Here is a 23,971-nt window from a genome sequence, read left to right on the forward strand (position 1 = left end):
CGGCCAGTATCCGGCGAGGGCTCCTGCCTATTCGGTGAAAGCTCGTGGACGACCCGCCGGCTCCCCCTTCGGTGGGCCGCGCCGCCGTCGGCCTCGGCGCCGACCCCGGACCCCGACCTCCCCGCTGCGTCCTGGCCCACTGGTCCTTAGTGGCGTTCCGGCCCGCTGACGCTCGGGCGCGTTCTGATCCGCCGGCCTCCAGCCGCGTTGCGGCCGGTCGGCTCCCCATGCGGCCCCAAACGCCGGTTCCCGGCAGTCGGCTTCAGCCTCGCCCTGAATGCCGACCCCAAGCCTCGCGCCGCATCCCGGCCTTGGCCCCGGCCCCATATCCAGGCCTGGCCCCGGCCCGCATCCCGGCCTTGGCCCCGGCCCCATATCCAGGCCTGGCCCCGGCCCATATCCCGGCCCTGGCCCCGGCCCATATCCCGGCCCTGGCCCCGGCCCACATCCCGGCCCTGCATCCCGGTCCCGGCGCCACATTCCGGCCTGGCCCCGGCCCCACATCAGGTCCCGCATCCCGTCCCGGCGCCCCATCCCGGCCCCGGCGCGCAATCCCGGTCCCGGCCCCGCATCCCGGCTCCGGCCCGCGGCGCGGCGTGGCGTGGCGTGGCGTGGGGTGGGGTGGCGCGAGTGTCAGGAAGCACCGCTCCAGTCGTGGTAAAGCGACAAACCCGACACCCCTCCGCCGCCGATTCCGGGCGGCCGGGCGGGTGTGGAAGTCGCTGTGAGTGACCGGTGGGCGCTGGTTGCGTCAGGTCGGCCGGGTTGGTGGGGGCGGGATCGGCCGGCGCGGTGCCGCGCCGGCCTGGGTGGTTGTGGGAGTTGTGGCTGCGTCTGTGGTGGGGCCGGCCCCGTACGAGAAATGTTTCCGGGGTGTCGGGAAGATTTCGCCGCGTCCTGGAGATCAGCCTAACGGTTGATAGCGGATGGTTCGAACGGCTAGCGCGCGACTGGACGAACGGCCTATGACAAAACGCGCTTAACGCGGACATGTGATGGCGGACACATCGTAAGGGTTATTTGCTGATTGATGGACGTCATCTGCCTGCTCCGAAACACAAGTTCATCACCGCAGGTCAGGTAACGGTTTGAAAACTTCACCCACGGTCTTGACACGAAGGGGCGGTTAGTAAGAACTTTTACCGCGACAGTAAACAGTCCTTCCTGAAAGGGTGTCCGATGGCTGAGCCGGAGATGGACGGCACCGCGCGGATTGCGGTCGCCGACTCGCTGGTTCGCGACAAGGCCGCCCTGAACGGGAGCCAGCGGATCGCGACCGCGGTGCCCGCGCGGCCCGAGATGGGCGGTGGCGAGGGGGTGCTGCTGCGGGTGCGCACGCTGCTTCCCGAGTTCACCGGTGCGCTGCAGCGGGTGGCCGAGCAGGTTCTCGCGGACCCGGCCGCGGCGTCCCGGGCCACCATCGTCGAGCTGGCCGAGCGCAGTGGCACCTCGCCCGCGACGATCACCCGGTTCTGCCGGGCGGTGGGCTTCGACGGGTACGCGGACCTGCGGCTCGGCATCGCGGCGGAGACCGGCCGGGCCCGTTCGGCGGGGTGGACCGTGGACATCGGCCGCGAGATCCAGCCCAACGACCCCCTGGAACGCGTGCTCGGACAGATCATGGCGGCCGACACGCGGGCCATGCACGACACCGCCGCCCTGCTCGACCTGGGGGAGGTGGAGCGGGCCGCGATGGCCATCTCCGCGGCGCCCCGGGTGAACATCTTCGGCGCCAGCGGAAGCGCGCTGGTCGGCGAGGAGATGCAGTTCAGTCTGCACCGCATCGGCATCCCGGTGTGGGCCTGGACCGACGTGCACAACGGTCTGGCCAGCGCCGCGTTGTCCCGGCCCGGCGACGTCGCGCTCGGTATCTCGCACAGTGGCGAGACCGGCGAGACGATCGAGCTGCTCGCCGAGGCGAACAGCCGGGGCGCCACCACCATCGCGCTCACCAGCTTCCCGCGTTCCCCGCTGGCCGAGCTCGCCGACATCGTCCTGCTCACCGCCACCCAGGCGACGACCTTCCGGCCGGACGCGCTCAGCGCTCGCCATCCCCAGCTGGTCGTCCTCGATCTCCTGTACGTCGCCGTCGCGCAACGGACACACGAGCGTTCGCACGCGGCCTTCCAGCGGACCGCGAAAGCGGTGCACGGGCACAAGGCCGCGAAAGACAGCTGAACCCTTTCTCACAAATGAAGTTCCCTCGGGAGGAAAAGTGAAGCGCAAGATTGCAGTCGCCGCGGCCCTCGCCGCGACGCTGTTCGGCGCCGCTGCCTGCGGCGGTTCGTCCGACTCCGACGAAGGCGCCACCTCGGCCAACGCCACGGTGGACGGCAAGGGCAAGACCCTCAAGGTCTGGCTCATGGTCGACGCCGAGACGGCGTGGAAGGGTGTCGTCGAGGACGCCACCAAGCGGTTCACCGAGGCCACCGGGGCTCAGGTGAACGTCGAGTACCAGCAGTGGGCGAACCACCTCACCAAGCTGGACGCGACGCTCGCCGGCACCGACGTGCCGGACGTGGTCGAGCTCGGCAACACCGAGTTCTCGAAGTACGTCTTCAACGGCGGCTTCGCCGAGCTGAACAAGGGTGACTTCGAGAACTCGGACACCTGGCTGACGGGTCTCGCCGGTGCCTGCGAGCTGGACGGCAAGACGTACTGCGTGCCGTACTACGCCGGTGCTCGCGTGCTGATCTACCGCACCGACCTCTTCAAGGCGGCCGGCATCGCCGACGCCCCGAAGACCTACGCGGACTTCCTCTCGGCCGCCGACAAGCTGCAGACGGCGAACGCGAAGGACAAGAAGTTCAGCGCGTTCTACATGCCGGGCCAGTACTGGTACGCCGCGATGTCCTGGGTCAAGTCGAAGGGTGGCGAGATCGCCACCAAGGACGGCGACAAGTGGGTCGGCCAGCTCTCCTCGCCGGCCTCGCAGCAGGGCCTGCAGGAGTGGGTCGACGTCACCAAGAAGTACTCGAAGGCCGACGTCACCAAGAACGAGAACGAGCAGGCCGGCATCTTCGCGCAGGGCTCGGGCGGCATGTTCTACGGCAACGGCTGGGAGCAGGGTACGGCCGAGGAGGTCCGCAAGGACCCGAACGACCCCACCTCGGAGCTGGTCCCGACCAAGATCAAGGGCAAGCTGGCCGCCGCGCCGATGCCGGAGATCCCCTCCTTCCTCGGTGGCTCGAACCTGGGTGTGACCCAGAAGAGCGCCAACAAGGAGCTCGCCGCTCAGTGGATCAAGGCCTTCACCGACAGCAAGTCGATGGAGGGTCTGATCAAAGCCAACGCGCTGCCGAACTCGACCGCGCTGCTGGACAAGGCCGCCGAGAACCCGGCGATCAAGAACCCCGCGCTCGCCGCGAAGTCGAGCTGGTTCCCGCCGAACGCGGAGAAGTGGGCCGACGTGGAGAAGGCCAGCATCCTGCAGACCATGCTGACCGACATCCTGACCGGTAAGAAGACGGTCGCCGACGGCGCCAAGTGGGCCGACGAGCAGATCAACGCCACGCTCAACGAGGCCTGATTCGCTGTTCCGCCCGCGCCTTGCGAGAGGCGCGGGCGGCACGCCTGGAGGGATCACTGATGTACGCCGTCGACACCCCGCCTCAGAAAACGGCGGAGCCGGCCCGGCCGGAGCCGCGAAGGGTGAACCGGGTCCGCCGCCGCAGCCAGCGTGATGCCCGTACCGCCTGGCTGCTCTCCCTGCCCACGCTGCTGATCCTGGCCGCGCTGCTGGCCTACCCGCTCTACCGCATGATCGTCTTGTCGTTCCAGAACATGCGGCTCCGCGAACTGATCACCGGGCTCACCCCGCCGTGGGTCGGCCTCGACCAGTACACGAAGGCGCTGACCGACGGCGTCTTCTGGGGCGTCGTGGCCCGTACCGCGGCGTTCACGGTCGTCTCGGTGACCATCTCGGTCCTGCTCGGCCTCGGCATCGCGCTGCTGATGCGCCGGGTGCACAGCAAGGTCCGGCTGTTCATGATGATCGCGATGATGTTCGTCTGGGCGCTGCCGGCGCTCGTCGCGGCGCAGGCGTTCCGCTGGCTGACGGACTCCGACTTCGGCGTCCTGAACTACCTGATCGACAAGATCCCGGGCGTGGACTTCGCGAACCACAGCTGGTTCGTCAACCCTTGGGAGGGCTGGGCGGTGATCACCACGCTGGTGGTCTGGGCCGGCATCCCGTTCCTCGCGATCTCGCTGAGCGCCGGTCTCACCCAGGTGCCGAAGGAACTGCTCGAGGCGGCCACGGTGGACGGTGCCTCGGCGTGGCAGTCGCTGCGCAACATCACGCTGCCGATCCTGAAGCCGCTGCTGACCATCGTCACCACGCTGTCGGTGATCTGGAACTTCGGTCTCTTCACCCAGAACTGGGCGTTGCGTGACGGCCACCCGGAGCCGGTCTACCAGACCCTGGCGACGTTCTCCTACACGCAGGCGTTCGGCCAGTCCCGGTACAGCTACGGCTCGGCGATCTCGGTGATCACCGTGCTGCTGATGCTCGGCGTGATGGCGTTCTACATCCGCCAGATGTTCAAGATCGGAGAGGTGGACTGATGGCTCGCCACGACGAAGGCGTCATCACCGTCGGACGCAGCCGGGCCGGCACGGTCGCGGCGAACACCGCGGGCATCATCTTCGGCCTGTTCATGCTCTTCCCGGTCTACTGGGTGCTGAACACCGCCTTCAAGCCGGAGGCGGAGGTCAAGAGCTTCAGCCCGACCTTCCTGCCGCAGAGCCCGACGCTCGACAACTTCCGGTCGGCCCTGGGTGAGGAGCTCTTCATCCCGGCCATGATCAACGGCTTGATCATCACTGCCATGGCGGTCGCCGCCGCGCTCGTCGTCGGCTTCCTGGCCGCGCTGGCGATCGCCCGGTTCCAGTTCTACGGGCGGAAGGCGATCATCCTGATCGTCCTGGCCGTGCAGCTGGTGCCGTTCCTGGCGCTGCTCATCCCGCTGTTCCTGATGCTCCAGCGGGCCCAGCTCACCGACAGCCTGCCCGGTGTCGCCCTCGTCTATCTGGTGCTGCTCCTGCCCTACACGGTGTGGACGCTGCGCGGCTTCATCTCCGGCATCCCGCGGGAGCTGGACGAGGCCGCGATGATCGACGGGTGCACCCGGGCGCAGGTGTTCTGGAAGATCATCCTGCCACTCACCGGTCCCGGGCTGGTGGCGACCTCGGTCTACGGTTTCATCCAGGCGTGGAACGAGTTCATCATCATCAACACGTTGAACAGTCCCGAGAATCAGAACCTGATGGCCTGGTTGCTGTACAACCAGACCGAACGCGGTACCGCCTGGGGCCCCCTCATGGCCGGTGCGATCATCACATCGATCCCCGTGGTGATCTTCTTCCTGCTCATCCAGCGCAACATCGCCACCGGTCTCACCGCCGGCGCGGTCAAGGGTTGATTTTTCGTGAAAGGGACAAAGATGTCTGAGATAACGGCCACCGAGCTGGATCGCCGTACCCTGTTGCGGCGCGCCGCCGCGGTCGGCCTGGCCGCCACCCCGGCGGTCGGCATGCTGAGCGGTTGCGTCGGTGGTGGCGCCGAGGAAGAGGCGCCGAAGCAGGCCGAGGGTGAGAAGTCGGCGGACAACCCGCTCGGCGTCGACCCCAAGACCGGCATCGAGATCGTGATCTTCGACGGCGGTCTCGGCACCAAGTACGCGACCGACGTGGACACCCCGCTCTACAACAAGAAGTGGCCGGACTCCAAGGTGACGTACTCCGCCACCCAGGAGGTCTCCACGGTCGTCCAGCCCCGGATCAACGCCGGCGACCCGCCGGACATGATCAACAACTCGGGCTCGAAGCTGATGGACTTCGGTGCGGTCGTCAACGCCGGCCAGGCGCAGGACCTCACCGAGCTGTTCGCCGCGCCGTCGCTGGACGTGGCCGGCAAGACGGTCGCCGAGACGCTGGTGCCGGGCGCGATCGAGCAGGGCACCTACAACGGCAAGCCGTACGCGGTGAACTACGCGTACACCGTCTTCGGTCTCTGGTACAACAAGGCGCTGTTCGCCAAGAACAACTGGACCGTGCCGGCGACCTGGTCCGAGTTCACCGCGCTGCTCGACAAGATCAAGGCGGCCGGCATCACGCCGTACGGCTACGCCGGTGCCAACGCGTCGTACTACCAGGTGCGGGCGATCCTGACCAGCGCCGGCAAGATCGGTGGCGAGCAGGTCCTCAAGGACATCGACAACCTGAAGCCGGGCGCGTGGACCAACGACGCGATCGTCAAGGCGGCGGCGGCGTGGGCCGAGGTCGGCAAGACGTACCTGGACAAGAGCTTCCTGGGCCTCAAGCACACCGAGATCCAGCTCCGCCAGAACCAGGACAAGCTGGCCTTCTACCCGTGCGGTTCCTGGCTGGAGAACGAGCAGGCCAAGGACACCCCGCCGGGCTTCGAGTACGCGGTCGCCCCGTACCCGAGCGTGACCGCCGCCGACACCCTCCCGGCGACCGCCCTCAACGCCGCGGCCGGCGAGATCTACTTCGTCGCCGCCAAGGGCAAGAACCCGCGCGGCGGCATGGAGTACCTGCGGACGATGCTCTCCAAGGAGGCGGCGCTGGGCTTCACCAAGCTCACGAAGTCGCTGACGGTGGTGGCGGGCGCGGCCGACGGTGTCACCATCTCGCCCGGCCTGACCAGCGCCAACGAGGCGGTCGGCAAGGCCGGCAAGGACATCTTCATGGGCTACCTCTTCGACACCTGGTACAAGAAGCTCGATGATGAGTCCCGCGCGGCCACGAACGACCTGATGTTCAAGGACTACGACGCCAAGAAGTTCGCGGACCGGATGGAGGCCGCCGCACAGGTGGTCGCCGCCGACTCCTCGGTCACCAAGTTCACCCGCAGCTGAGTTCGGACAGGTAGGTAGGCGCGCCATGCGGCACGGCAGGACACCCTTCATCATCGGCTTTCTTGCCGTGCCGGTGGCGCTCTACGCCACCTTCGTCGTCGCGGCGTACATCCAGACGTTCCAGTTGGCGTTCACCAACTGGTCCGGCCTGGGGACGATCAAGTACGTCGGCTTCGACAACTTCGAGCGGCTCTGGAACGACGACCTGTTCTGGCGCTCCGTCGGGCACAACCTCTACCTGCTGATCCTGCTGCCGATCATCACGATCGCGATCGCCCTGGTGTTCGCGTTCCTGCTCAACGCGGGCGGCGGTTCGCACGGCGGCAAGACCCGTGGCATCTTCGGCTCCAAGTTCTACCGGGTGATCTTCTTCTTCCCGCAGCTGATGGCGCTCGCCATCGTCGCGGTGATCTTCGGCCGGGTGTTCTCGACGGACGAGAGCGGCATGCTCAACGGCCTCTTCCCGGAGTCGTGGAGCCCGTGGCTGTTCCTGGCCGACGAGCGCTGGGCGCTGACCTGCATCCTGGCCGTGATGGTCTGGCAGGCGGTCGGCTTCTACGTGGTCCTCTTCTCGGCCGGCATGGGCTCGATCGAGCAGGAGGTGTACGAGGCGGCGGCGCTGGACGGCGCCAACCGGATCACGCTCTTCTTCAAGATCACGATCCCGCTGCTCTGGAACACCCTCCAGGTCGCCTGGGTCTATCTCGGCATCGCCGCGTTCGACGCCTTCGCCCTGGTCAACATCATGTCGGTGGACCGCGGCGGGCCGGACGGCGCGACGTCGGTGCTGGCGATGATGATCTACCGCAACGCCTTCGAGTACTCGCAGGCCGGTTACGCCTCCGCCCTCGGCGTGGCGCTCTTCTTCCTGACCCTGACCTTCGCCGCGCTGACCCTGCGGGTCACCCGGCGGGAAGCGCACTGAGGCGTATCGATGACGACTACTGACGTGACCGCGGCACCCGCTGTTCCCCGCCCCCTAGCGCGCCAGAAACGGGAGAAGCGCGAGTTCGGCGCCCTCAACGGCCTCGCCCACCTCGCCCTGCTGGGCTGGGCGATCGCCACGGCCGGCCCGTTGATCTGGGTCATCCTGGCCTCGTTCAAGAGCAACACCGAGATCTTCCTGGGCAAGCCGTTCGCGCTGCCGTCGTCGTTCTCCTTCGCGACGTACGCGGACGCCTGGACCGAGGCGAACATCGGCCAGTACTTCCTGAACAGTGTCTTCGTGGTGGCGATCGGCACGGCCGGGACGATGCTGTTCGGCTCGATGGCCGCCTACGTGCTGGCCCGGTACGAGTTCCGCGGCAACCGGTTCCTCTACTACCTGTTCGTCTCCGGCCTGGCGTTCCCCACGTTCATGGCGATCACCCCGCTCTTCTTCATCCTGAAGAACCTCGGTCTGATCAACACGTTCACCGGCCTGATCCTGGTGTACATCGCCTACTCGCTGCCGTTCACCGTCTTCTTCCTGGCCGCGTTCTTCAAGTCGCTGCCGCACGAGATCGACGAGGCGGCCACCGTGGACGGCGCGTCGCACACCCGGAAGTTCTTCCAGATCATGATGCCGATGGCGAAGTCCGGCCTGATCAGCATCACCATCTTCAACATCGTCGGCCAGTGGAACCAGTACCTGCTGCCCGTCGCGATCATGCAGGGCGCCGGCGCGGACTCTAAGTGGGTGCTCACCCAGGGCATCGCGAACATCAGCGTGCAGGCCGGCTACCACGCCGAGTGGTCGACGCTCTTCGCGGCGCTCACCCTCACCATCCTGCCGATGATCGTCGTGTACGCGATCTTCCAGCGGCAGATCCAGGCGGGTCTGACCGCGGGCGCCGTCAAGTAGTCGCGCGGCCTCCGGCGCGGTCCTCCTCCGGGTTGTCGTACCCACGGCGCAGAATGACGGCGTGCTGGTAGCGGTACTTCCCGATGGTCGGATGCAGGATCTGCGTGCCGACGGCGGGCCGGCCGGTCCACCCCGACAGGTGGCCGACCTGCCCGCGACGATTGCCGCCCGGGAGGCCGCCGAGCAGCCACGCTGGGTCTGGTCGGCCACCGCCGACATCTACCCGGTGCTGCTGCGCGCCGGGGTCCGGGTGGCCCGCTGTCACGACCTCGAGCTCACCGAGGCCCTGCTCCTCGGTCATGCCGGTCACTGGGGCGAGCCACGAGGGGTCGCCGCGGCGCTCGCCCGGACGCGTGGCCTCCCGGTGCTGCCCGATCCGCCGCGGCACGGCGCCGAGCCGCCGGGCTTCGCGCAGGGCGCGCTCTTCGAGACGGCGCAGGGTCCGTCGGTGGAGATCCAGGACCTGCTGGAGGTGTACGGGTCTCAGCAGCGCCGCGTCGCCGAGACGGAACATCCCGGTCGCTTCCGGATGCTCGTGGCGGCCGAGTCGGCCGGCGCGCTCGTCGCCGCCGAGATGGGCCACACCGGGCTGCCGTGGCGCGCCGACATCCACGACCAGCTGCTCCGCGAGCTGCTCGGCCCGCCGCAGCCGGTCGGGCCGCCCCGCCGGCTCGCCGAGCTGACCGCCGAGATCAACGACGCGTTCGGCGTGCGCGGGCTGCACCCGGACTCCCCGGCCGAGGTGCTGCGCGCGTTCGGCCGGGCCGGCATCCACGTGCCGAACACCCGGGCCTGGGTGCTGCGCGAGGTCGATCATCCGGCGGTCGCCCCGCTGCTGGAGTTCAAGGAGCTCTACCGGATCTGGACGGCGCACGGCTGGTCCTGGTGCGAGGCCTGGGTGCGCGACGGCCGCTTCCGCCCGGAGTACGTTCCGGGAGGTGTCGTCTCCGGCCGGTGGGCGGCCCGGGGCGGCGGCGCCCTCCAGGTCCCCAAGGTGGTCCGCCGGGGCGTGGTGGCCGATCCGGGCTGGCAGTTCGTGGTCGCCGACGCGGGCCAGCTGGAGCCCCGCGTGCTGGCCGCGGTGTCGGGTGACGCCGGGCTGGCCCGCGCCGCGGCCGCCGGTGACCTCTACGCGGCGCTGGCGGCCGACTCGTTCGCCGGCGACCGTGCCAAAGCCAAGATCGCGCTGCTCGGCGCGATGTACGGGCAGACCGGCGGCGACGCCCTCCCCGCCCTCGCGGTGCTGCGGCGGCACTACCCGGTGGCGTTCGAGCATGTGGAGGCGGCCGCCCGGACCGGGGAGACCGGCGGGCTGGTCCGCTCCTGGCTGGGCCGGACGTGCCCGCCCGCCGCCGGTCCGCGTGACGCGGGGCTGGACCCGCCGGACGACGTCGCCCCGCCGCCCGGCCGGGCGCGCGGGCGATTCACCCGGAACTTCGTGATCCAGGCGACAGCGGCCGAGTGGGCCCTGGTGATGCTCGCCCTGGTCCGGACGGCCTTGTCGGACATGTCGGCGGAGTTGGTGCTCTTCGTGCACGACGAGGTGGTGGTGCACTGCCCGGCCGCCGAAGCCGACACTGTCGTGCGGGTCGTGCACGAGTGCGCGGCCCGCGCCGGCCGGATGCTCTTCGGGGACAGCGAGGTGCGATTCCCCCTCGACGTCTCAGTGGTTGGTGCCTACGCCGACGCGAAATGAGATTTTCGGTATCGTTGAGGCTCCGGCCGAGAGGCGCTGCAGCGGGTCACCCGTCACGCTCGGCCGGTGATCCGACCGAAACAAGGGCGCCTCCGACTTCTCGGAGGTGTACCCGTGACTGATTCCGTCACCCAGCTGCGCGACCTGCTCGCCGAGCGGATCATGGTGCTGGACGGCGCCTGGGGCACGATGCTCCAGGGGGCCAAGCTGACCCCGGCGGACTACCGGAACGAGCTGATCCCGGCGGATCACCCGAAGGACGTCACCGGCGACCCCGACCTGCTGATCCTCACCCGCCCGGACGTCATCCTCGACGTCCACCGGCAGTACCTGGCCGCCGGCGCCGACATCACCACCACCAACACGTTCACCGCGACCGCCATCGCGCAGGCCGACTACGGCCTGGAACACCTGGTCCGGGACATGAACGTGCAGGGCGCCCGGCTGGCCCGGCAGGCTGCCGAGGAGGCCACCCGCGCCGACGGGAAGCCGCGGTTCGTCGCCGGCTCGATCGGCCCGCTGAACGTCACCCTGTCGCTGTCGCCCAAGGTCGAGGACCCGGCCTACCGGGCCGTCACCTTCGACCAGGTCAAGGCGACGTACGCGGAACAGATCTCGGCGCTCGCCGAGGGCGGCGTCGACCTGCTCCTGATCGAGACGATCTTCGACACGCTCAACGCGAAGGCCGCCGTCGCGGCGGCCCGTGAGGTCGCCCCGGAACTGCCGCTCTGGATCTCCGTGACCATTGTGGACCTCTCCGGGCGTACCCTTTCCGGTCAGACCGTCGAAGCGTTCTGGCGTTCCGTCGAACGCGCGAAGCCCCTCGTCGTCGGCGTCAACTGCTCGCTCGGCGCCGCCGAGATGCGCCCGCACGTGGCCGACCTGGCCCGGCTCTCCGACGTCTACGTCGCCTCCCACCCCAACGCCGGGCTGCCCAACGCGTTCGGCGGCTACGACCAGACGCCCGACGAGACCGGCGCCCTGGTCGCCGGATTCGCCGCGGACGGCCTGGTCAACATCGTCGGCGGCTGCTGCGGCACCACCCCGGCACACATCGCCTCGATCGCCCGGGAGGTCGACGGCGTCCGGCCGCGCGCGATCACCCCGCCCGCGCCGACGACCCGGTTCAGCGGCCTGGAACCGTTCGAGATCGGCCCCGACACCGGCTTCGTGATGATCGGCGAGCGGACCAACGTCACCGGCTCGGCCAAGTTCCGCCGGCTCATCGAGGCCGGCGACTACCAGGCCGCCGTCGACGTGGCTCTCGACCAGGTCCGCGGCGGCGCCAACCTGCTCGACGTCAACATGGACGCCGACCTGCTCGACAGCGAGCAGGCGATGACCACGTTCCTCAACCTGATCGCGACCGAGCCCGAGGTGGCCCGCATCCCGATCATGATCGACAGCTCGAAGTGGACGGTCCTCGAAGCCGGCCTCAAATGCGTGCAGGGCAAGGGCGTCGTCAACTCGATCAGCCTCAAGGAGGGCCCCGAGCCCTTCCTGAAGCAGGCCCGGCGGATCCGTGACTTCGGTGCGGGCGTCGTCGTGATGGCCTTCGACGAGGACGGCCAGGCCGACACCACGGAACGCAAGGTCGCCATCTGCGGCCGGGCCTACGACCTGCTCGTCGGGGACGGCTTCGACCCCAACGACATCATCTTCGACCCCAACGTGCTCGCCGTCGCGACAGGCATCGCCGAGCACAACGGGTACGCGAAGGCGTTCATCGACGCCCTTCCGCTGATCAAGGAGCGGTGCCCGGGCGCGCGCACCAGCGGCGGCATCTCCAACCTGTCGTTCGCGTTCCGCGGCAACGACGTGGTCCGCGAGGCCATGCACTCGGCGTTCCTGTTCTACGCGGTGAAAGCCGGCCTGGACATGGGCATCGTCAACGCCGGCCAGCTCGCCGTCTACCAGGACATCCCGGCCGACCTGCTGGAACTCGTCGAAGACGTGATCTTCGACCGCCGCCCCGACGCCACCGACCGGCTCGTCACGTTCGCCTCCACGGTCACCGGCAGCGGCGCCAAGCGCGAGGTCGACCTGTCCTGGCGGGACGCGCCGGTCGGCGAACGGCTCACGCACGCGCTCGTGCACGGCATCGTCGACTTCATCGAGGCCGACACCGAGGAGGCCCGGCAGCAGCTGCCCCGCCCCCTCGAAGTGATCGAGGGCCCGCTGATGGACGGCATGAAAGTCGTCGGCGACCTCTTCGGCTCCGGCAAGATGTTCCTGCCGCAGGTCGTGAAGAGCGCCCGGGTGATGAAGCGGTCCGTCGCCTACCTCGAGCCCTACATGGAGGCCGAGAAGGAACAGGCCCGCCTCGAAGGCCGCATCGACCCGGGCCGCGGCCAGGGCAAAGTGGTGCTGGCCACGGTCAAGGGCGACGTCCACGACATCGGCAAGAACATCGTCGGCGTGGTGCTGGGCTGCAACAACTACGACGTCATCGACCTCGGCGTGATGGTCCCGGCCGCGAAGATCCTGGAAACCGCGATCGCCGAGAACGCCGACGTGATCGGCCTGTCCGGCCTGATCACCCCGTCCCTGGACGAGATGGTCGCGGTCGGCGCCGAAATGCAGCGCCGCGGCATGACCCTGCCGCTGCTGATCGGCGGTGCCACCACCTCCAAGCAGCACACCGCGGTCCGGATCGCCCCCGCCTACGAGGGCTCCACGATCCACGTCCTGGACGCGTCCCGCGTCGTCGGTGTCGTCTCCAACCTGCTCGACCCGGCCCGGGCGAAAACCCTCGACGAGGACAACCGCATCGAGCAGGAGCGCCTCCGCATCCAGCACGAACAGCGGCACTCGCAGCCCCTGCTCACCATCGCGCAGGCACGGGACAACCGCGAGGTGGTCGACTTCAGCGACGTGCCCACTCCGGCTTTCACCGGCGTACGGGAGGTCGCGCCCACGATCGCCGAACTCCGCCAGATGATCGACTGGCAGTTCCTCTTCCTGGCCTGGGAGTTGAAGGGCAAGTACCCGGCGATCCTCGAACAGCCGGTCGCCCGCGAACTCTTCGACGACGCCAACACCCTGCTCGACCAGATCATCGCGGCCGGCTCGTTCCAGGCCCGGGGCCGCTACGGCTTCTGGCCCGCCCACTCCGCCGGCGACGACATCATCCTGGACAACGGCCACACGTTCCCGATGCTGCGCCAGCAGACCGAGAAACCGGCCGGCCGCGCCAACCGCTGCCTCGCCGACTACATCGCCCCCGCCGGCGACCACCTGGGCGGCTTCGCCGTAGCCATCCACGGCGCCGACGAACTCGCCGCCAAGTACGAGGCGGAACAGGACGACTACCGCGCCATCATGGTGAAAGCCCTCGCCGACCGCCTCGCCGAGGCCTTCGCCGAGTACCTGCACCTGAAAGCCCGCCGCGAATGGTTCGAACCGGACGCCCAGCCCGACCTCGCCGACCTGCACGCCGAACGCTTCCGCGGCATCCGGCCGGCCCTCGGCTACCCCGCCTGCCCCGACCACAGCGAGAAGAAGGACCTCTTCAAACTGCTCGGCACCGACGCCATCGGCGTACACCTGACCGAGTCCTTCGCCATGACCCCCGCAGCAGCCGTCAGCGGCCTGATCTTCTCCCACCCCGAATCCCGCTACTTCACCGTCGGCCGCCTCGGCCGCGACCAGGTGGAGGACTACGCCACCCGGCGAGGCCTCCCACTCTCCGAAATGGAGCGCTGGCTGCGCCCCAACCTCGCCTACTCCATCGACTGACCCCACCCCACCCCACCCCGCCGACGCGACTACCGGATCGCGTCGGCGGGCTCCCGCCTGGCCCCACGCTCCGCCAGCCGTGTCGGCGGGCTCCCGCCTGCTGCCGCTTCGCCTCAACCTTTTCGCCCGCTCCCCGCATCGCCTCCTTGCGGTCGCAGTAGCGCTATCCGGCGACCGTGGGCGCGAGCCAGAGTCGGCTGGGCTGTCACTGGTGGTGGTGGGGAGCGCTCTCGGGCAGCCGTGGGTGACAGCTGGTTGGGGTGGCTGTCGTTGGTGGTGGTGGGGAGCGCTCTCGGGTAGCCGTGGGTGACAGCTGGTTGTGGTGGCTGTCGTTGGTGGTGGTGGGGAGCGCTCTCGGGTAGCCGTGGGTGACAGCTGGTTGTGGTGGCTGTCGTTGGTGGTGGTGGGGAGCGCTCTCGGGTAGCCGTGGGTGACAGCCGGATGGAGTAGCTGTCGCCGGTGGTCGCGGGGCACTGTAAATCATCGGCGTAGTTGGTCGAGGTGGGGCAGGATGCCGCCCGTGATTCTTCGCGCCTCGGCAGTCGCTGTGCACCTTCTTGAAGAGGCGGCTCGGCGCTTCACCGGCAATACCGCCGGCGTTGCTCTGTTCGTGCGGTCTCCGGGAGCCATCGCGTTCATCGCTGTGGATCATCACGAGGTTCAGGGCTGGTGCTGGGGATATCTGCTGGACAGGCCGGACGGAACCAGCATGCTCTATCTGCACAGGATTGAAGTAGCCGCATCCTGTCGGCGCCAGCGCATCGGCCGCGCGTTGCTGCGGAACTTCCTGGAGACCGGTGCGCAACTCGGCGCCGGCAAGATGTTCCTCATCACGGGTGCGGACAACGTGGCCGCACGCCGCCTGTACGAGTCGATGGGAGCAGGCCTCGCAACGCAGGGCCCGACGGTGAACTACTGGTTCGCTCTGCCCTCGACACCCGTCAACCCTGGTGACGCTGCACCGGGCGGTGGATCAGCGAGCGAGTGACACGCGTTGCGGAGAAGGCCGAAGCTGCGGGTTGGTCAGCGGTGAGTGGCCGGCAGCGGGTTGATGAGCGGGAGTGGCCGGCAGCGGGTTGATGAGCGGGGAGCGGCCGGCGGTGGGTTGGTCAGCGGCTGGCCCAGGAGTCCAGGTTCAGTCGCTCGAGGACTCCGGGGACGAAGAGGCCGGCGATGGAGAGCAGCGAGATCAGGGTGAACGTGGTTCGCAGGACCACGGTTTCGACCTTGCCGCCGACCTTGACGGCCATGCTGTTCGGGATGCCGATCATGCGCCACATCCGGCGTTTGATCGGAATCGGCCATAGGATCGGAACGCCGTTCTTAGTGATCATGTCGCCGAGAATGTGGACTATGCAGCCGACGCCGACCGCCAGGCCGAGTAGGGGATAGCCGCGGTCACCGGGCAGGTTCACGGCGGTGAACCAGGCGATGACACCCGAGCAAATCGTCACGATGACCCAGCCGGCGCGCTCCGCCCACTCGTCGAACAGCCCTCGCAACGCCAGGCCGGCCATGAAGAAGACGATCCCGACGACCGCCCACTTGCCGTAGTTGGTCGCCAATGCCGTAGTGCCCCAACCGACCAGGGCGCAGAACGGCAGCGTGTGCGTGAACGTGCGGTGCCCGTGCGAACGCCGCGGGTCACGCTTCAGCTTGGTGGCGGTGTAGACGCCGAGCGAGAACTTCTCCACCACCTCCGAGACGAAAAGTGATGCCACGCCGAAGGTGCGGGCGACAGTGGCACCGCCCTGATTGGTGGTCACCTTGCCGGACAGGTCCAGGTCGGGCAGGAGTGCGCCGCCGGCGCAGACCGCGGTGCCGACCGCCACTTCGAGCGGCGTCTGGCTGAACCCCGTGAAGTGGTCGAGCGCCCAACTGCCGGCCAGCCAGGCGGCCGCGCCCGAAAGCGCGTGCGACGGACCCATCATGTGTTTCGTCCCTCCCCGAACAAACTCGGCCACTGTCGCAGAGGAGGGAACGAAGATCAACGACCGTCGCGGCCATGTCGAGGTGGGGTCGGCCACCCGACAGCACCAGCTCAGTGACAGACGCGGTGCCGGTAGCTGTAGCGGAATCGATAACGTCCAAAACGTGCGTGCCGGATCAGACCGGTGACCAGGAACGCGATCGGGATGACCGGCCAGAAGAACTGCGCGCCGGAGAGCATCCACACTCCGATCAGGACACCCGTGAGAATCAGGATGAAACTGGCGTGCCGGACCAGCGAACGGCGTGTCGCGGCGCGTGCCTGTGGCGTGCGGGAGAGGGCGGTGCGGCCGCCGTCGGGGAGATCGGCGGTGAGCGGTGCCAGCTCATCGCGATAGACGGCCGCGTACGCGTGGGTCAGCCGTTGTTCTCCCTCGGTCAGGTCGAGGCGACCCTCGGCCATCGCCGCGCGCAGGAGCTCGGCGACATGCTCGCGTTCGGTGTCGGAAGTGCGGTACCGGGTTGTGGGTTGCATGGGTCTCCTCCTTGTTCCTTGGTGCGACCTTGCTGCTTGGGTGCGACTCTGCTGGTGGTGCGACTCTGCTGGTGGTGCGACTCTGCTGGTGGGGTGCGGCCTTGCCGGTTGGTTCCCTCTGGCTGGGTTGGGTGCGGCCTTGCCGGTTGGTGCGACCCCGCTGATCAGCGCGGCGTTGCCGGTTCGTGCGGCCGATGCGTCTCCGCTCGCCGGTGCGATCTGCCGACTGCTCGGATGCCATTCAGCCTCCTCGGCGGAGGGCTGCGGCGCGTCGCCCGGCGGGAGCATCCTGCGGGAGTGCCCGAAGCCGTCGGAGCGCTGCGACGTACGCCCAGGGGAGTACGCCGAGGAGGCGGAATGGGCCCGTCGGCGTAATTTTCGAACGCCCGCGCGACGATGCCAGCAGCGTGAACAGTGCCGTAGGTTCGGCTGCATGAGGCGTCCGGTCGGTCTGTCATCGCGGTTCGCAGCCGTGCGTGCCAAGCGGGGCCGGCCTGACTTCTGGCCACCGTGGGCACGGCGTCCGGAGGAGGGCCGGCCGGTGTTGCACGGGGATGAAGGCGGGGCCGTGCAGGATGAAGCGGACAACCACCGTAGGAACCTGCACGGGCCCACCCGGGCCAGCCACGGCAGAGACGTGCATGAGCCCGCCCCGGAAAGCCACGGCAGGGACCCGCACGGGTCCGGCCCGGACAGTCGCGCGTGCGGCAAAGACCCGGACCGGCCCGCTCCGGAAAGCCGCGCGTGGGACAAGGGCCCGCGCGAGCCCACCCCGGACGGGGCTTCCCGACCTCTGCAGAATGAGGAACTGGGGCGTTCCGGTCCTCGGATGATGTGGGCGTGGCCGCAGTCGTCCGGCCGGTCCGGCTCCCGGCGTTCTTCTGACCGGGCCAGCCGGCGCGCCGGCTGGCCAGGCCCCGAGGGCTCTGGCTTGACCGACCCCCGGCATACGGACTGGCCCAATTCTCGGCGCTCTGACTGGCCCAGTTCTCGGCGCTCTGACTGGGCCGGTTCCCGGCGTGCTGGTGGGGGCGGTCCCCGGCCGCCGTGGGCGCGCCACAAGCGTGCGCACTGGCCGCCCGGCGCCGTCATCGGTGCGGGGATGTTCCATGTGCTCGGTGTCCGGGATGTCGAGGTGCATCTGGACGCGTGGGTGCTGTTCTACGGGCTGTTGCTGGTCGGCCCGGTCGCGCTGTTCTGGCGGCGGCGTGCCCCGGTCGCCGTGTTCGTGGTGGCCGCGGCCGCGTCCATCGCCTTCGCGACGATAGGATCGCCGCACTGGTCGTACGCGGTGGCGCCCGTTCTTGCGCTTTTCGGCCTTTCCCGTGCCGGGCGGCACCGGGCAGCGTTCATCGCCGCGGGGCTGGGGTTCGCGGCCTATCTTCTGGTCACGCTCGTGCTGATGGGGCCGGCCGGGTTGCCGGGGCGCCCACCCGGCCTGCGGGAGGTGCTGCTCGTGGCGGCGGGGCTCATCGGTGCGGTGGTGGTCGGCGCGGCCGCCAAGGGCCATGCGGAACGGGTTGCTGCCATCGCCAAGGTTCAGCAGGAGCAGACCCGGGCCCGCGAGGAGCAGGAGCGGCGGCAGGCGTCCGAGGAACGGCTGCGGATCGCGCGCGAGCTGCACGACGTGCTCGGCCATCATCTGTCTCTGATCAACGTGCAGGCCGGCGTGGGGCTGCACCTGATGGACAGCCGTCCGGAGCAGGCGCGGGAAGCACTGTCGGCGATCAAGACGGCGAGTGCGGAGGCGCTGCGGGAGGTGCGTTCGGTGCTGGGCGTGCTGCGCACCGAGGGGGAGGCGGCGCCCCGGCAGCCCGCTCTCGGGCTGAACCGGCTCGAGGAGCTGACCGCCGATGCGGGCTTCCCGGTCGAAACGGTGATCAACGGCGACCGTCGGGAGTTGCCGGCCGAGGTGGATCGGGCGGCCTACCGGATCGTGCAGGAGGCACTCACCAATGTGCGGCGGCATGCGGGGCCGGAGCCGCAGGCGCAGGTGGTCGTGGGCTACCTGCCGACGATATTGCACCTGTCGGTGCGGAACTACGGTCCGGCCACGAGCCCGGAGCCGGATCCGGAGGGCGAGCGGGGCAGCGGCATCACCGGGATGCGGGCCCGTGTGGAAAGTCTGGGTGGGCGGTTCGAGGCGGGGCAGCCGGAGTCCGGAGGGTTTCTGGTGACGGTGTTGCTGCCCGCTCCGGCGCTGTCGGGGCCGCGGGAGGAGGAGTTTTGATCTCGGTGTTGCTGGCGGACGATCAGGCGCTGGTGCGGGCGGGGTTCCGGGCGCTGCTCGATGCGGAACCGGACATCGAGGTGGTCGGCGAGGCTGCGGACGGGCTGCACGCGGTGCAACTGGTCCGGGAGACCACGCCCGACGTGGTGCTGATGGACATCCGGATGCCCGGCGTGGACGGGCTGGAAGCGACCCGGCGGATCGCTGCCGACTCGGAGCTGGCGGCCACCCGGGTGGTCATTCTGACCACGTTCGAGCTCGACGAGTACGTGTTCGAGGCGTTGCGTACCGGGGCGTCCGGGTTTCTCGTGAAGGACACCGAGCCGGTCGAGTTGCTTCGGGCGGTGCGGGTCGTCGCGGCCGGGGACGCACTGCTGTCACCGAGTGTGACGCGGCGGGTGATCGGTGGGTTCGTCGCGGGGCCGGGGCGTGAGCGGACGCCGGTGCCGCTACCTCAGATGGAGCAGTTGACCGATCGGGAAAGGGAGGTGATGGCACTCGTCGCGGAAGGGCTTACCAACGAGGAGATCGGGCGGCGATTGCTGATCAGTCCGACTACGGCGAAGACGCACGTCAGCCGGACGATGATCAAGATGGGGGCGCGGGACAGGGTCCAGTTGGTGGTGCTGGCCTACGAGGCGGGGCTGATCCGCCCCGGCTGGCTGGCCGGCTGACGGACGGCCGGCGGACGGCGGGCTTGGCGGCGGGCTGGCGGCCAGCGGGCGGCTGGCTTGGCGGCGGGCTTGGCGGCCAGCGGGCGGCTGGCTGGCTGGCGGCTGGCTGGCTGCTGGCTGGCTGGCGACGGTTGGCGGACCCGGCCGGGCTGCTGGCGGTGTCGGTCGTGCTGTGGCGAGCGGGCTGAGGGCTGGGGGTTCACCAGCCGGGGATCATGGGGTCGCCGGGAGCGGCGAACCAGGCGGGAGCGTCTTCGGGGAGGGCGGTTTTGATGCGGTGGTGTGCGAAAGGGTTGAGTTCGGGGAGGCTGTCCAGAGCGAACCAGCCGACGGCCAAGGACTCGGAGTCGTTGACCCGGGCCTCGCCACCGACGGCTCGGCAGCGGAACCAGGAGTTGACCATCTGGCACTGGTCGCCGTTGGTGTAGGTGACCTCGTGCAGGGCGATCCCGGCCAGGCGTTCGATCCGCACCTGGACGGCGGTCTCCTCCTCGACCTCGCGGATCAGGGCGTCAGCCGGTTGTTCGCCCGGGTCCATGATGCCGGCGACCAGGGTCCAGCGGGCGGTGTCGCTCCGCTGGTGAAGCAGGATCTCGCCCACGGCGTTGAAGACGATCGCGGTCACGGTCGGGAACATGATCAGGCCGTTGCCGACCTTGGCTCGCAGGCCGTTCACGTATTCGGATGCAGGCACCCGGAAGAGCCTAGCGTCGGTCGCGCAGCCGCCGGCCGACGCATCGCCGGGACGGGCCGTCCCGGCGGACCACGGTGGCTGCGGTGAGCGCGACGGTGCGTGGCGGGTGATGGTGAGCAGCGGAAGGGGAGGGGGCGGTTACGTGGTGGAGAGGACTGAGCGGTTGCGGCCGGCGGCTTTGGCCTCGTAGAGGGCTGCGTCGGCTACGCGCAGGAGGTCTGTCGGGGTGGTGCCGGTGGCGGCGCCCACCGAGACTGTCACGCCCAGCAGGACGTTGTCGTCGGCCTGGACGGGGAGGCCGGCTACGCCGGTGCGGATGCGTTCGGCGAAGTCGCGCAGGGTGGCGGGGGCGGCGTGCGGGGTCAGGATGACGAACTCCTCGCCGCCGTAACGGCCCACGACCGAGTCGGCGCGGGCGTTGGCTCGGAGGCGGTCGGCCACTTCGCGGAGCATGCGGTCGCCGGCCGGGTGGCCGTACGTGTCGTTCACGCGTTTGAAGTGGTCTACGTCGATGATGAGCAGGCCGACCTCGTACCCGTGGCGGCTTGCCCGGCGGCACTCGGCCGCCAGGGCCTCCTCGAAGGCTCGCCGGTTGTAGAGGCCGGTGAGCCCGTCCGTGACGGCGGCCCGGCGCTGCGTGGACACCAGGCCAGCCATCCGGGCCAGGACCAGCAGGAACATGACGGCGCAGGCGGCGCTCGCGAGGGGGACGCTCACGTCGGTGCCGCGCAGGTGCTCGATCATCTGGACGGCGGGGGCCATCAGGACGGCTACGGCCAGCAGGACGAGGCGGCCCGGTGAGGCGTCCGGGATGGCGGTGTCGGTGCGGCGGTCGAAGGTCCGGATGCCGGGGTGCAGGGCGGCGGCGCCGAGCGCGCCCAGCGACGCCATCCACACGGCGTCCAGCCACGCCGCCGAGGTGGCCTCGCCGGAGACCGCGCCGAGCACCGCGTACAGCAGGTCGGCGCCGAACATCAGGACGAGGCTGGTGAGGAGCAGGTGCAGAACCGGTCCGCGGGTGCCGGCGCCCATCGCCAGCCGGACGGCCAGGATCAACAGCATCAGGTCCAGGACCGGGTACGCGGACTGCGTCAGCTTCGCGGCGAGCGGCAGTTCCGAGTCCGAGGTGAGCGGCTGCACCAGGTAGACCCAGGTCAGCAGGCCGGCGCTGCACGACAGGATGAGCGCGTCGACGGCGCTCGGCAGGTCCCAGCCGGGAGTCCGGCGCCGGATGAAGGTGAGGATGGCGGTGACGGCGAACACGTAGTACGCGAAGTAGACGACGTCGGCCGGGGTGGGTTCGAGGAACTGTCCGAGCCAGTCGTCGAAAACGGTCATGCCGTCGCCCACGGCGTAGAGGGCCTGTGCCGCGGCGAGCGCCAGCCAGCCGGCCCGGTGCGGCGGCCGGTGGCGCAGGGTGCCGGCCAGGATCAGGACCGGCACCACGATGCTGACCAGCATGTAGGGCGCGACGACCACCAGGTAGGACTCGGTGGTCCGCCCCAGCAGCAGTCGCGTCACGATGCAGACGGCCAGAACGAGGAACCACGCGTACAGTGCCCGGCCACCGGCCGGCCGTCGCCGCGGGCGGGAGACGTCCTGCTGATCTGCCTGCACCCGGGAATCGTGGCCGGTCGGAGTTGTTTTCCGGGTGCGGAAGAGTGGCCACCCGGTTGCGAAGGGTGAGCGGGGGCGGCGGGGCCGGGGCATGGCCGCGGATCACCGGCGGATGCGGAGGTGTTCGGCGACCGACCAGGCCTGGTACGGGCACCCGGTCGCCTCGTGCGGCGCGTCCCCGTCGGCGGTTTCGGAGATCGAGCCGAGCCCGTACTCGCCGAGGTGGCCGTCGATCTCGATCTCCACGTCGACACCGAGCCGTCGCCACGCGGTCACGTAGGGACCGGTGAGCCACGGCCAGACGGTTCCGGTGTGGTAGGCGGTGTCCCGTTCGGCGGGGCCGCCCCGATGCCGGCCGGCGTATCCCGGTGAACCGGGCGCCAGGCTGCGCGGGCCGAGCGGCGTGAGCAGGGCCGCCCCGAGCCGGGACAGCGCGCCCGGTTCGGGCCGCAGCGGCGCGTGCGGCAGCGACCAGGCGAGCAACTGGTTCGGCCGCAGCAGCGAACCTGGCTCCGGCGGCGAAGGGCGGCCGGAACCCAGCGGCGAAGCGTGGCCGGGAGCCGGCGGCGAAGGGCGGGCGGGGCAGGGAGGGGCGTCGACGACGTCGCGGAGCAGTCCGCCGGGCGCCGGGAAGCGGCGGCCGAACCCGTCCCGCGCGGCGGCGAGCACCTGTTCGAACCCGCCGCCCAGCGACGCCACCGTGGCCAAGGCGTTGATCCATAGGGCGTTGATCTCGACCGCCTTGCCGGCCCGCGGGGTCACCGGAACCCCGTCGACGCGGGCGTCCATCCAGGTCAGGGCCTCGCCGGGGGCGCCTTGGCGGAGCAGGCCGTCGGCCGGGTCGGTGCGGATGCCGTACCGGGTGCCGGCCAGGTGGTGCTCGATCACGTCGCGCAGGGCGGGCAGCAGTGCGGCGGCGAGGTCGGTGTCGCCGGTCGTGGCCACGTGCCGGCCGGCGGCGTGCACGAACCAGAGGGTGCCGTCGGCGGTGTTGTACTCGGCGTCGCCGGTGTCGGTGGTGTTCGCCAGCATCCCCGCGGAGAGGCCGGCGGCGTACGACAGCAGCAGTTCCCGCCCCAGCCCGGCGCGGCCGGTGCCGAGGAAGAGCCCCTCGTAGCTGATCATCGTGTCCCGGGACCAGGCGCCGAACCACGGGTACCCGGCCACCACGTCCGGGCCGGCCGCCCCGCGGATCACGAAGGCGTCGGCGGCCAGGGCCAGGGCGGCCTGTGTCGTGTCGGCGGGCGCTGCCGCGGCGACCACGGCCCGGTTGCGGGACCGGGCCGCCTCGACGGCCCGCACCGCGGCCGGTGGCGGGGTACCCAGGTCGCCGGCCCAGGCGGACACCTCCGCGGTGGCGCCGGGACGTGCCAGTTCGGCGGTGAAGCTTCCCCCGTACCACAGGTCCTCGGTCTCGGGCAGGCCGCGCGCCGCCTCCTCGCGGTATCGCACCGAGCGGAACCATCGGCCGGTCGTGGCGAAGCCGGGCCCGGTGAGCCGGTAGGCGTCCTCGACCACGCACCCGCCGGCGACCGTCCCGACGGCGAGGTCCCCATCGGCGGCGGTCCGCGTGCCGTGGCCGTCCCGCCAGGTGCAGAGCGCCTCCAGGCGGAGCGTGACGGGTCCGCCGGCGATCAGCCGATGCACGACGGCGACCGCCGGGCGCCCGGTGACCGGGGCCAGTTCCCGTTCGAGGACGACGTCGCCGATCTGCCAGCGCCAGCGCGGCACGCCGTCGATCAGGGCGAACCCGGCGAGCAGGGTGTGCCCTTCGGGGGCCACGGTGCCGTCCGCCCACTCGTGGACGCCGAGGCGCACCACGGCGCCGGACGGCAGCGTCAGGACCGGGTCGAGCGCCGCGAGTCCCAGATGACGGGAGCCCGGCGTACGCCCGGGGACCATCAGCAGTCCGTGGTACCTGCGGGTCCGCAGTCCGCTCACGGTTCCCATGGCATAGCCGCCGGTGCCGTCGGGTAGGAGCCATTCACGGGACGCGCCCTCGACGAGGCGGGCACACGTCCGCGGACCGAGGACGATCGGGCGAACCGAAACCACGGAGAGTCCCCCCGATCATGGACTGAACCGGCCTCACTTGACACATCCGCGTGACAGTCTCAGTGTGATCGACTCCGGG

At 69.9% G+C, this 23,971-nt stretch carries 17 protein-coding genes and 1 riboswitch; of the genes, 12 read left to right on the forward strand and 5 right to left on the reverse strand.

Annotated features, from left to right (window positions below; all coding sequences use genetic code 11):
- Positions 1 to 1,179: 1,179 nt before the first annotated feature.
- From LPA41_RS26730 to LPA41_RS26775, 10 genes are all read left to right on the forward strand, one after another.
- Positions 1,180 to 2,178, forward strand: coding sequence for a MurR/RpiR family transcriptional regulator (locus LPA41_RS26730; protein ID WP_229073625.1), 999 nt, complete (start codon positions 1,180 to 1,182; stop codon positions 2,176 to 2,178).
- Between the two features lie 37 nt (positions 2,179 to 2,215).
- The gene (locus LPA41_RS26735) at positions 2,216 to 3,529 is read left to right on the forward strand and encodes an extracellular solute-binding protein (protein ID WP_229073627.1); all 1,314 of its coding nucleotides are present in this window, start codon (positions 2,216 to 2,218) and stop codon (positions 3,527 to 3,529) included.
- A gap of 59 nt (positions 3,530 to 3,588) precedes the next feature.
- Positions 3,589 to 4,566, forward strand: coding sequence for a carbohydrate ABC transporter permease (locus LPA41_RS26740; protein ID WP_229073629.1), 978 nt, complete (start codon positions 3,589 to 3,591; stop codon positions 4,564 to 4,566).
- Positions 4,566 to 5,423: a carbohydrate ABC transporter permease gene (locus LPA41_RS26745; protein WP_229073634.1), complete on the forward strand. Its 858-nt coding sequence runs from the start codon at positions 4,566 to 4,568 to the stop codon at positions 5,421 to 5,423. The genes LPA41_RS26740 and LPA41_RS26745 overlap by 1 nt, the downstream gene beginning before the upstream one ends.
- Before the next feature lie 21 nt (positions 5,424 to 5,444).
- Positions 5,445 to 6,881 (forward strand): N-acetylglucosamine/diacetylchitobiose ABC transporter substrate-binding protein, encoded by a 1,437-nt coding sequence (ngcE, locus tag LPA41_RS26750; protein WP_229073636.1) that lies wholly within the window; start codon positions 5,445 to 5,447, stop codon positions 6,879 to 6,881.
- 25 nt (positions 6,882 to 6,906) lie between these two features.
- Positions 6,907 to 7,806 (forward strand): carbohydrate ABC transporter permease, encoded by a 900-nt coding sequence (locus LPA41_RS26755; RefSeq protein ID WP_229073638.1) that lies wholly within the window; start codon positions 6,907 to 6,909, stop codon positions 7,804 to 7,806.
- 9 nt (positions 7,807 to 7,815) lie between these two features.
- Positions 7,816 to 8,724, forward strand: a complete 909-nt coding sequence (locus LPA41_RS26760; RefSeq protein ID WP_229073640.1) for a carbohydrate ABC transporter permease — start codon at positions 7,816 to 7,818, stop codon at positions 8,722 to 8,724.
- A gap of 91 nt (positions 8,725 to 8,815) precedes the next feature.
- Positions 8,816 to 10,420 (forward strand): bifunctional 3'-5' exonuclease/DNA polymerase, encoded by a 1,605-nt coding sequence (locus LPA41_RS26765; protein ID WP_229073642.1) that lies wholly within the window; start codon positions 8,816 to 8,818, stop codon positions 10,418 to 10,420.
- 22 nt (positions 10,421 to 10,442) lie between these two features.
- Positions 10,443 to 10,519, forward strand: a riboswitch (S-adenosyl-L-homocysteine riboswitch).
- Between the two features lie 15 nt (positions 10,520 to 10,534).
- Positions 10,535 to 14,158, forward strand: coding sequence for a methionine synthase (gene metH, locus LPA41_RS26770; protein ID WP_308036617.1), 3,624 nt, complete (start codon positions 10,535 to 10,537; stop codon positions 14,156 to 14,158).
- A gap of 520 nt (positions 14,159 to 14,678) precedes the next feature.
- The gene (locus LPA41_RS26775) at positions 14,679 to 15,146 is read left to right on the forward strand and encodes a GNAT family N-acetyltransferase (protein WP_229073643.1); all 468 of its coding nucleotides are present in this window, start codon (positions 14,679 to 14,681) and stop codon (positions 15,144 to 15,146) included.
- A gap of 121 nt (positions 15,147 to 15,267) precedes the next feature.
- Here LPA41_RS26775 and LPA41_RS26780 read toward each other — a convergent pair whose 3' ends face one another.
- Both LPA41_RS26780 and LPA41_RS26785 read right to left on the reverse strand, forming a co-directional pair.
- On the reverse strand, positions 15,268 to 16,089 hold the full coding sequence (locus LPA41_RS26780) for a metal-dependent hydrolase (RefSeq protein ID WP_229073736.1): 822 nt from the start codon (positions 16,087 to 16,089) through the stop codon (positions 15,268 to 15,270).
- Between the two features lie 110 nt (positions 16,090 to 16,199).
- Positions 16,200 to 16,622, reverse strand: coding sequence for a DUF1707 domain-containing protein (locus tag LPA41_RS26785; protein ID WP_229073645.1), 423 nt, complete (start codon positions 16,620 to 16,622; stop codon positions 16,200 to 16,202).
- 1,102 nt (positions 16,623 to 17,724) lie between these two features.
- On the opposite strand from LPA41_RS26785, the gene LPA41_RS26790 reads away from it, so the two are divergent.
- The gene (locus LPA41_RS26790) at positions 17,725 to 18,852 is read left to right on the forward strand and encodes a sensor histidine kinase (RefSeq protein ID WP_229073647.1); all 1,128 of its coding nucleotides are present in this window, start codon (positions 17,725 to 17,727) and stop codon (positions 18,850 to 18,852) included.
- Positions 18,849 to 19,526, forward strand: coding sequence for a response regulator transcription factor (locus tag LPA41_RS26795; RefSeq protein WP_229073648.1), 678 nt, complete (start codon positions 18,849 to 18,851; stop codon positions 19,524 to 19,526). The genes LPA41_RS26790 and LPA41_RS26795 overlap by 4 nt, the downstream gene beginning before the upstream one ends.
- Positions 19,527 to 19,725: 199 nt before the next feature.
- Here the strand turns inward: LPA41_RS26795 and LPA41_RS26800 are convergent, their stop codons facing one another.
- The 3 genes from LPA41_RS26800 to LPA41_RS26810 form a co-directional block, all read right to left on the reverse strand.
- The gene (locus tag LPA41_RS26800; protein ID WP_229073651.1) at positions 19,726 to 20,220 is read right to left on the reverse strand and encodes an NUDIX domain-containing protein; all 495 of its coding nucleotides are present in this window, start codon (positions 20,218 to 20,220) and stop codon (positions 19,726 to 19,728) included.
- Positions 20,221 to 20,358: 138 nt separating this feature from the next.
- Positions 20,359 to 21,837: a GGDEF domain-containing protein gene (locus tag LPA41_RS26805; protein ID WP_229073652.1), complete on the reverse strand. Its 1,479-nt coding sequence runs from the start codon at positions 21,835 to 21,837 to the stop codon at positions 20,359 to 20,361.
- Positions 21,838 to 21,939: 102 nt separating this feature from the next.
- On the reverse strand, positions 21,940 to 23,892 hold the full coding sequence (locus LPA41_RS26810; RefSeq protein ID WP_308036618.1) for an amylo-alpha-1,6-glucosidase: 1,953 nt from the start codon (positions 23,890 to 23,892) through the stop codon (positions 21,940 to 21,942).
- Positions 23,893 to 23,971 lie beyond the last annotated feature (79 nt).

Origin of the sequence: Actinoplanes sp. DH11 (assembly GCF_020873875.1) — a bacterium.
Lineage (GTDB): Bacteria > Actinomycetota > Actinomycetes > Mycobacteriales > Micromonosporaceae > Actinoplanes.

Coding starts and splice junctions, on each gene's coding strand:
- LPA41_RS26730 (WP_229073625.1), top strand. CDS start 1,180: ATGGCTGAGCCGGAGATGGACGGCACCGCGCGGATTGCGGTCGCCGAC.
- LPA41_RS26740 (WP_229073629.1), top strand. CDS start 3,589: ATGTACGCCGTCGACACCCCGCCTCAGAAAACGGCGGAGCCGGCCCGG.
- LPA41_RS26745 (WP_229073634.1), top strand. CDS start 4,566: ATGGCTCGCCACGACGAAGGCGTCATCACCGTCGGACGCAGCCGGGCC.
- ngcE (WP_229073636.1), top strand. CDS start 5,445: ATGTCTGAGATAACGGCCACCGAGCTGGATCGCCGTACCCTGTTGCGG.
- LPA41_RS26755 (WP_229073638.1), top strand. CDS start 6,907: ATGCGGCACGGCAGGACACCCTTCATCATCGGCTTTCTTGCCGTGCCG.
- LPA41_RS26760 (WP_229073640.1), top strand. CDS start 7,816: ATGACGACTACTGACGTGACCGCGGCACCCGCTGTTCCCCGCCCCCTA.
- LPA41_RS26765 (WP_229073642.1), top strand. CDS start 8,816: ATGCAGGATCTGCGTGCCGACGGCGGGCCGGCCGGTCCACCCCGACAG.
- LPA41_RS26780 (WP_229073736.1), bottom strand. CDS start 16,089: ATGATGGGTCCGTCGCACGCGCTTTCGGGCGCGGCCGCCTGGCTGGCC.
- LPA41_RS26785 (WP_229073645.1), bottom strand. CDS start 16,622: ATGCAACCCACAACCCGGTACCGCACTTCCGACACCGAACGCGAGCAT.
- LPA41_RS26790 (WP_229073647.1), top strand. CDS start 17,725: ATGTTCCATGTGCTCGGTGTCCGGGATGTCGAGGTGCATCTGGACGCG.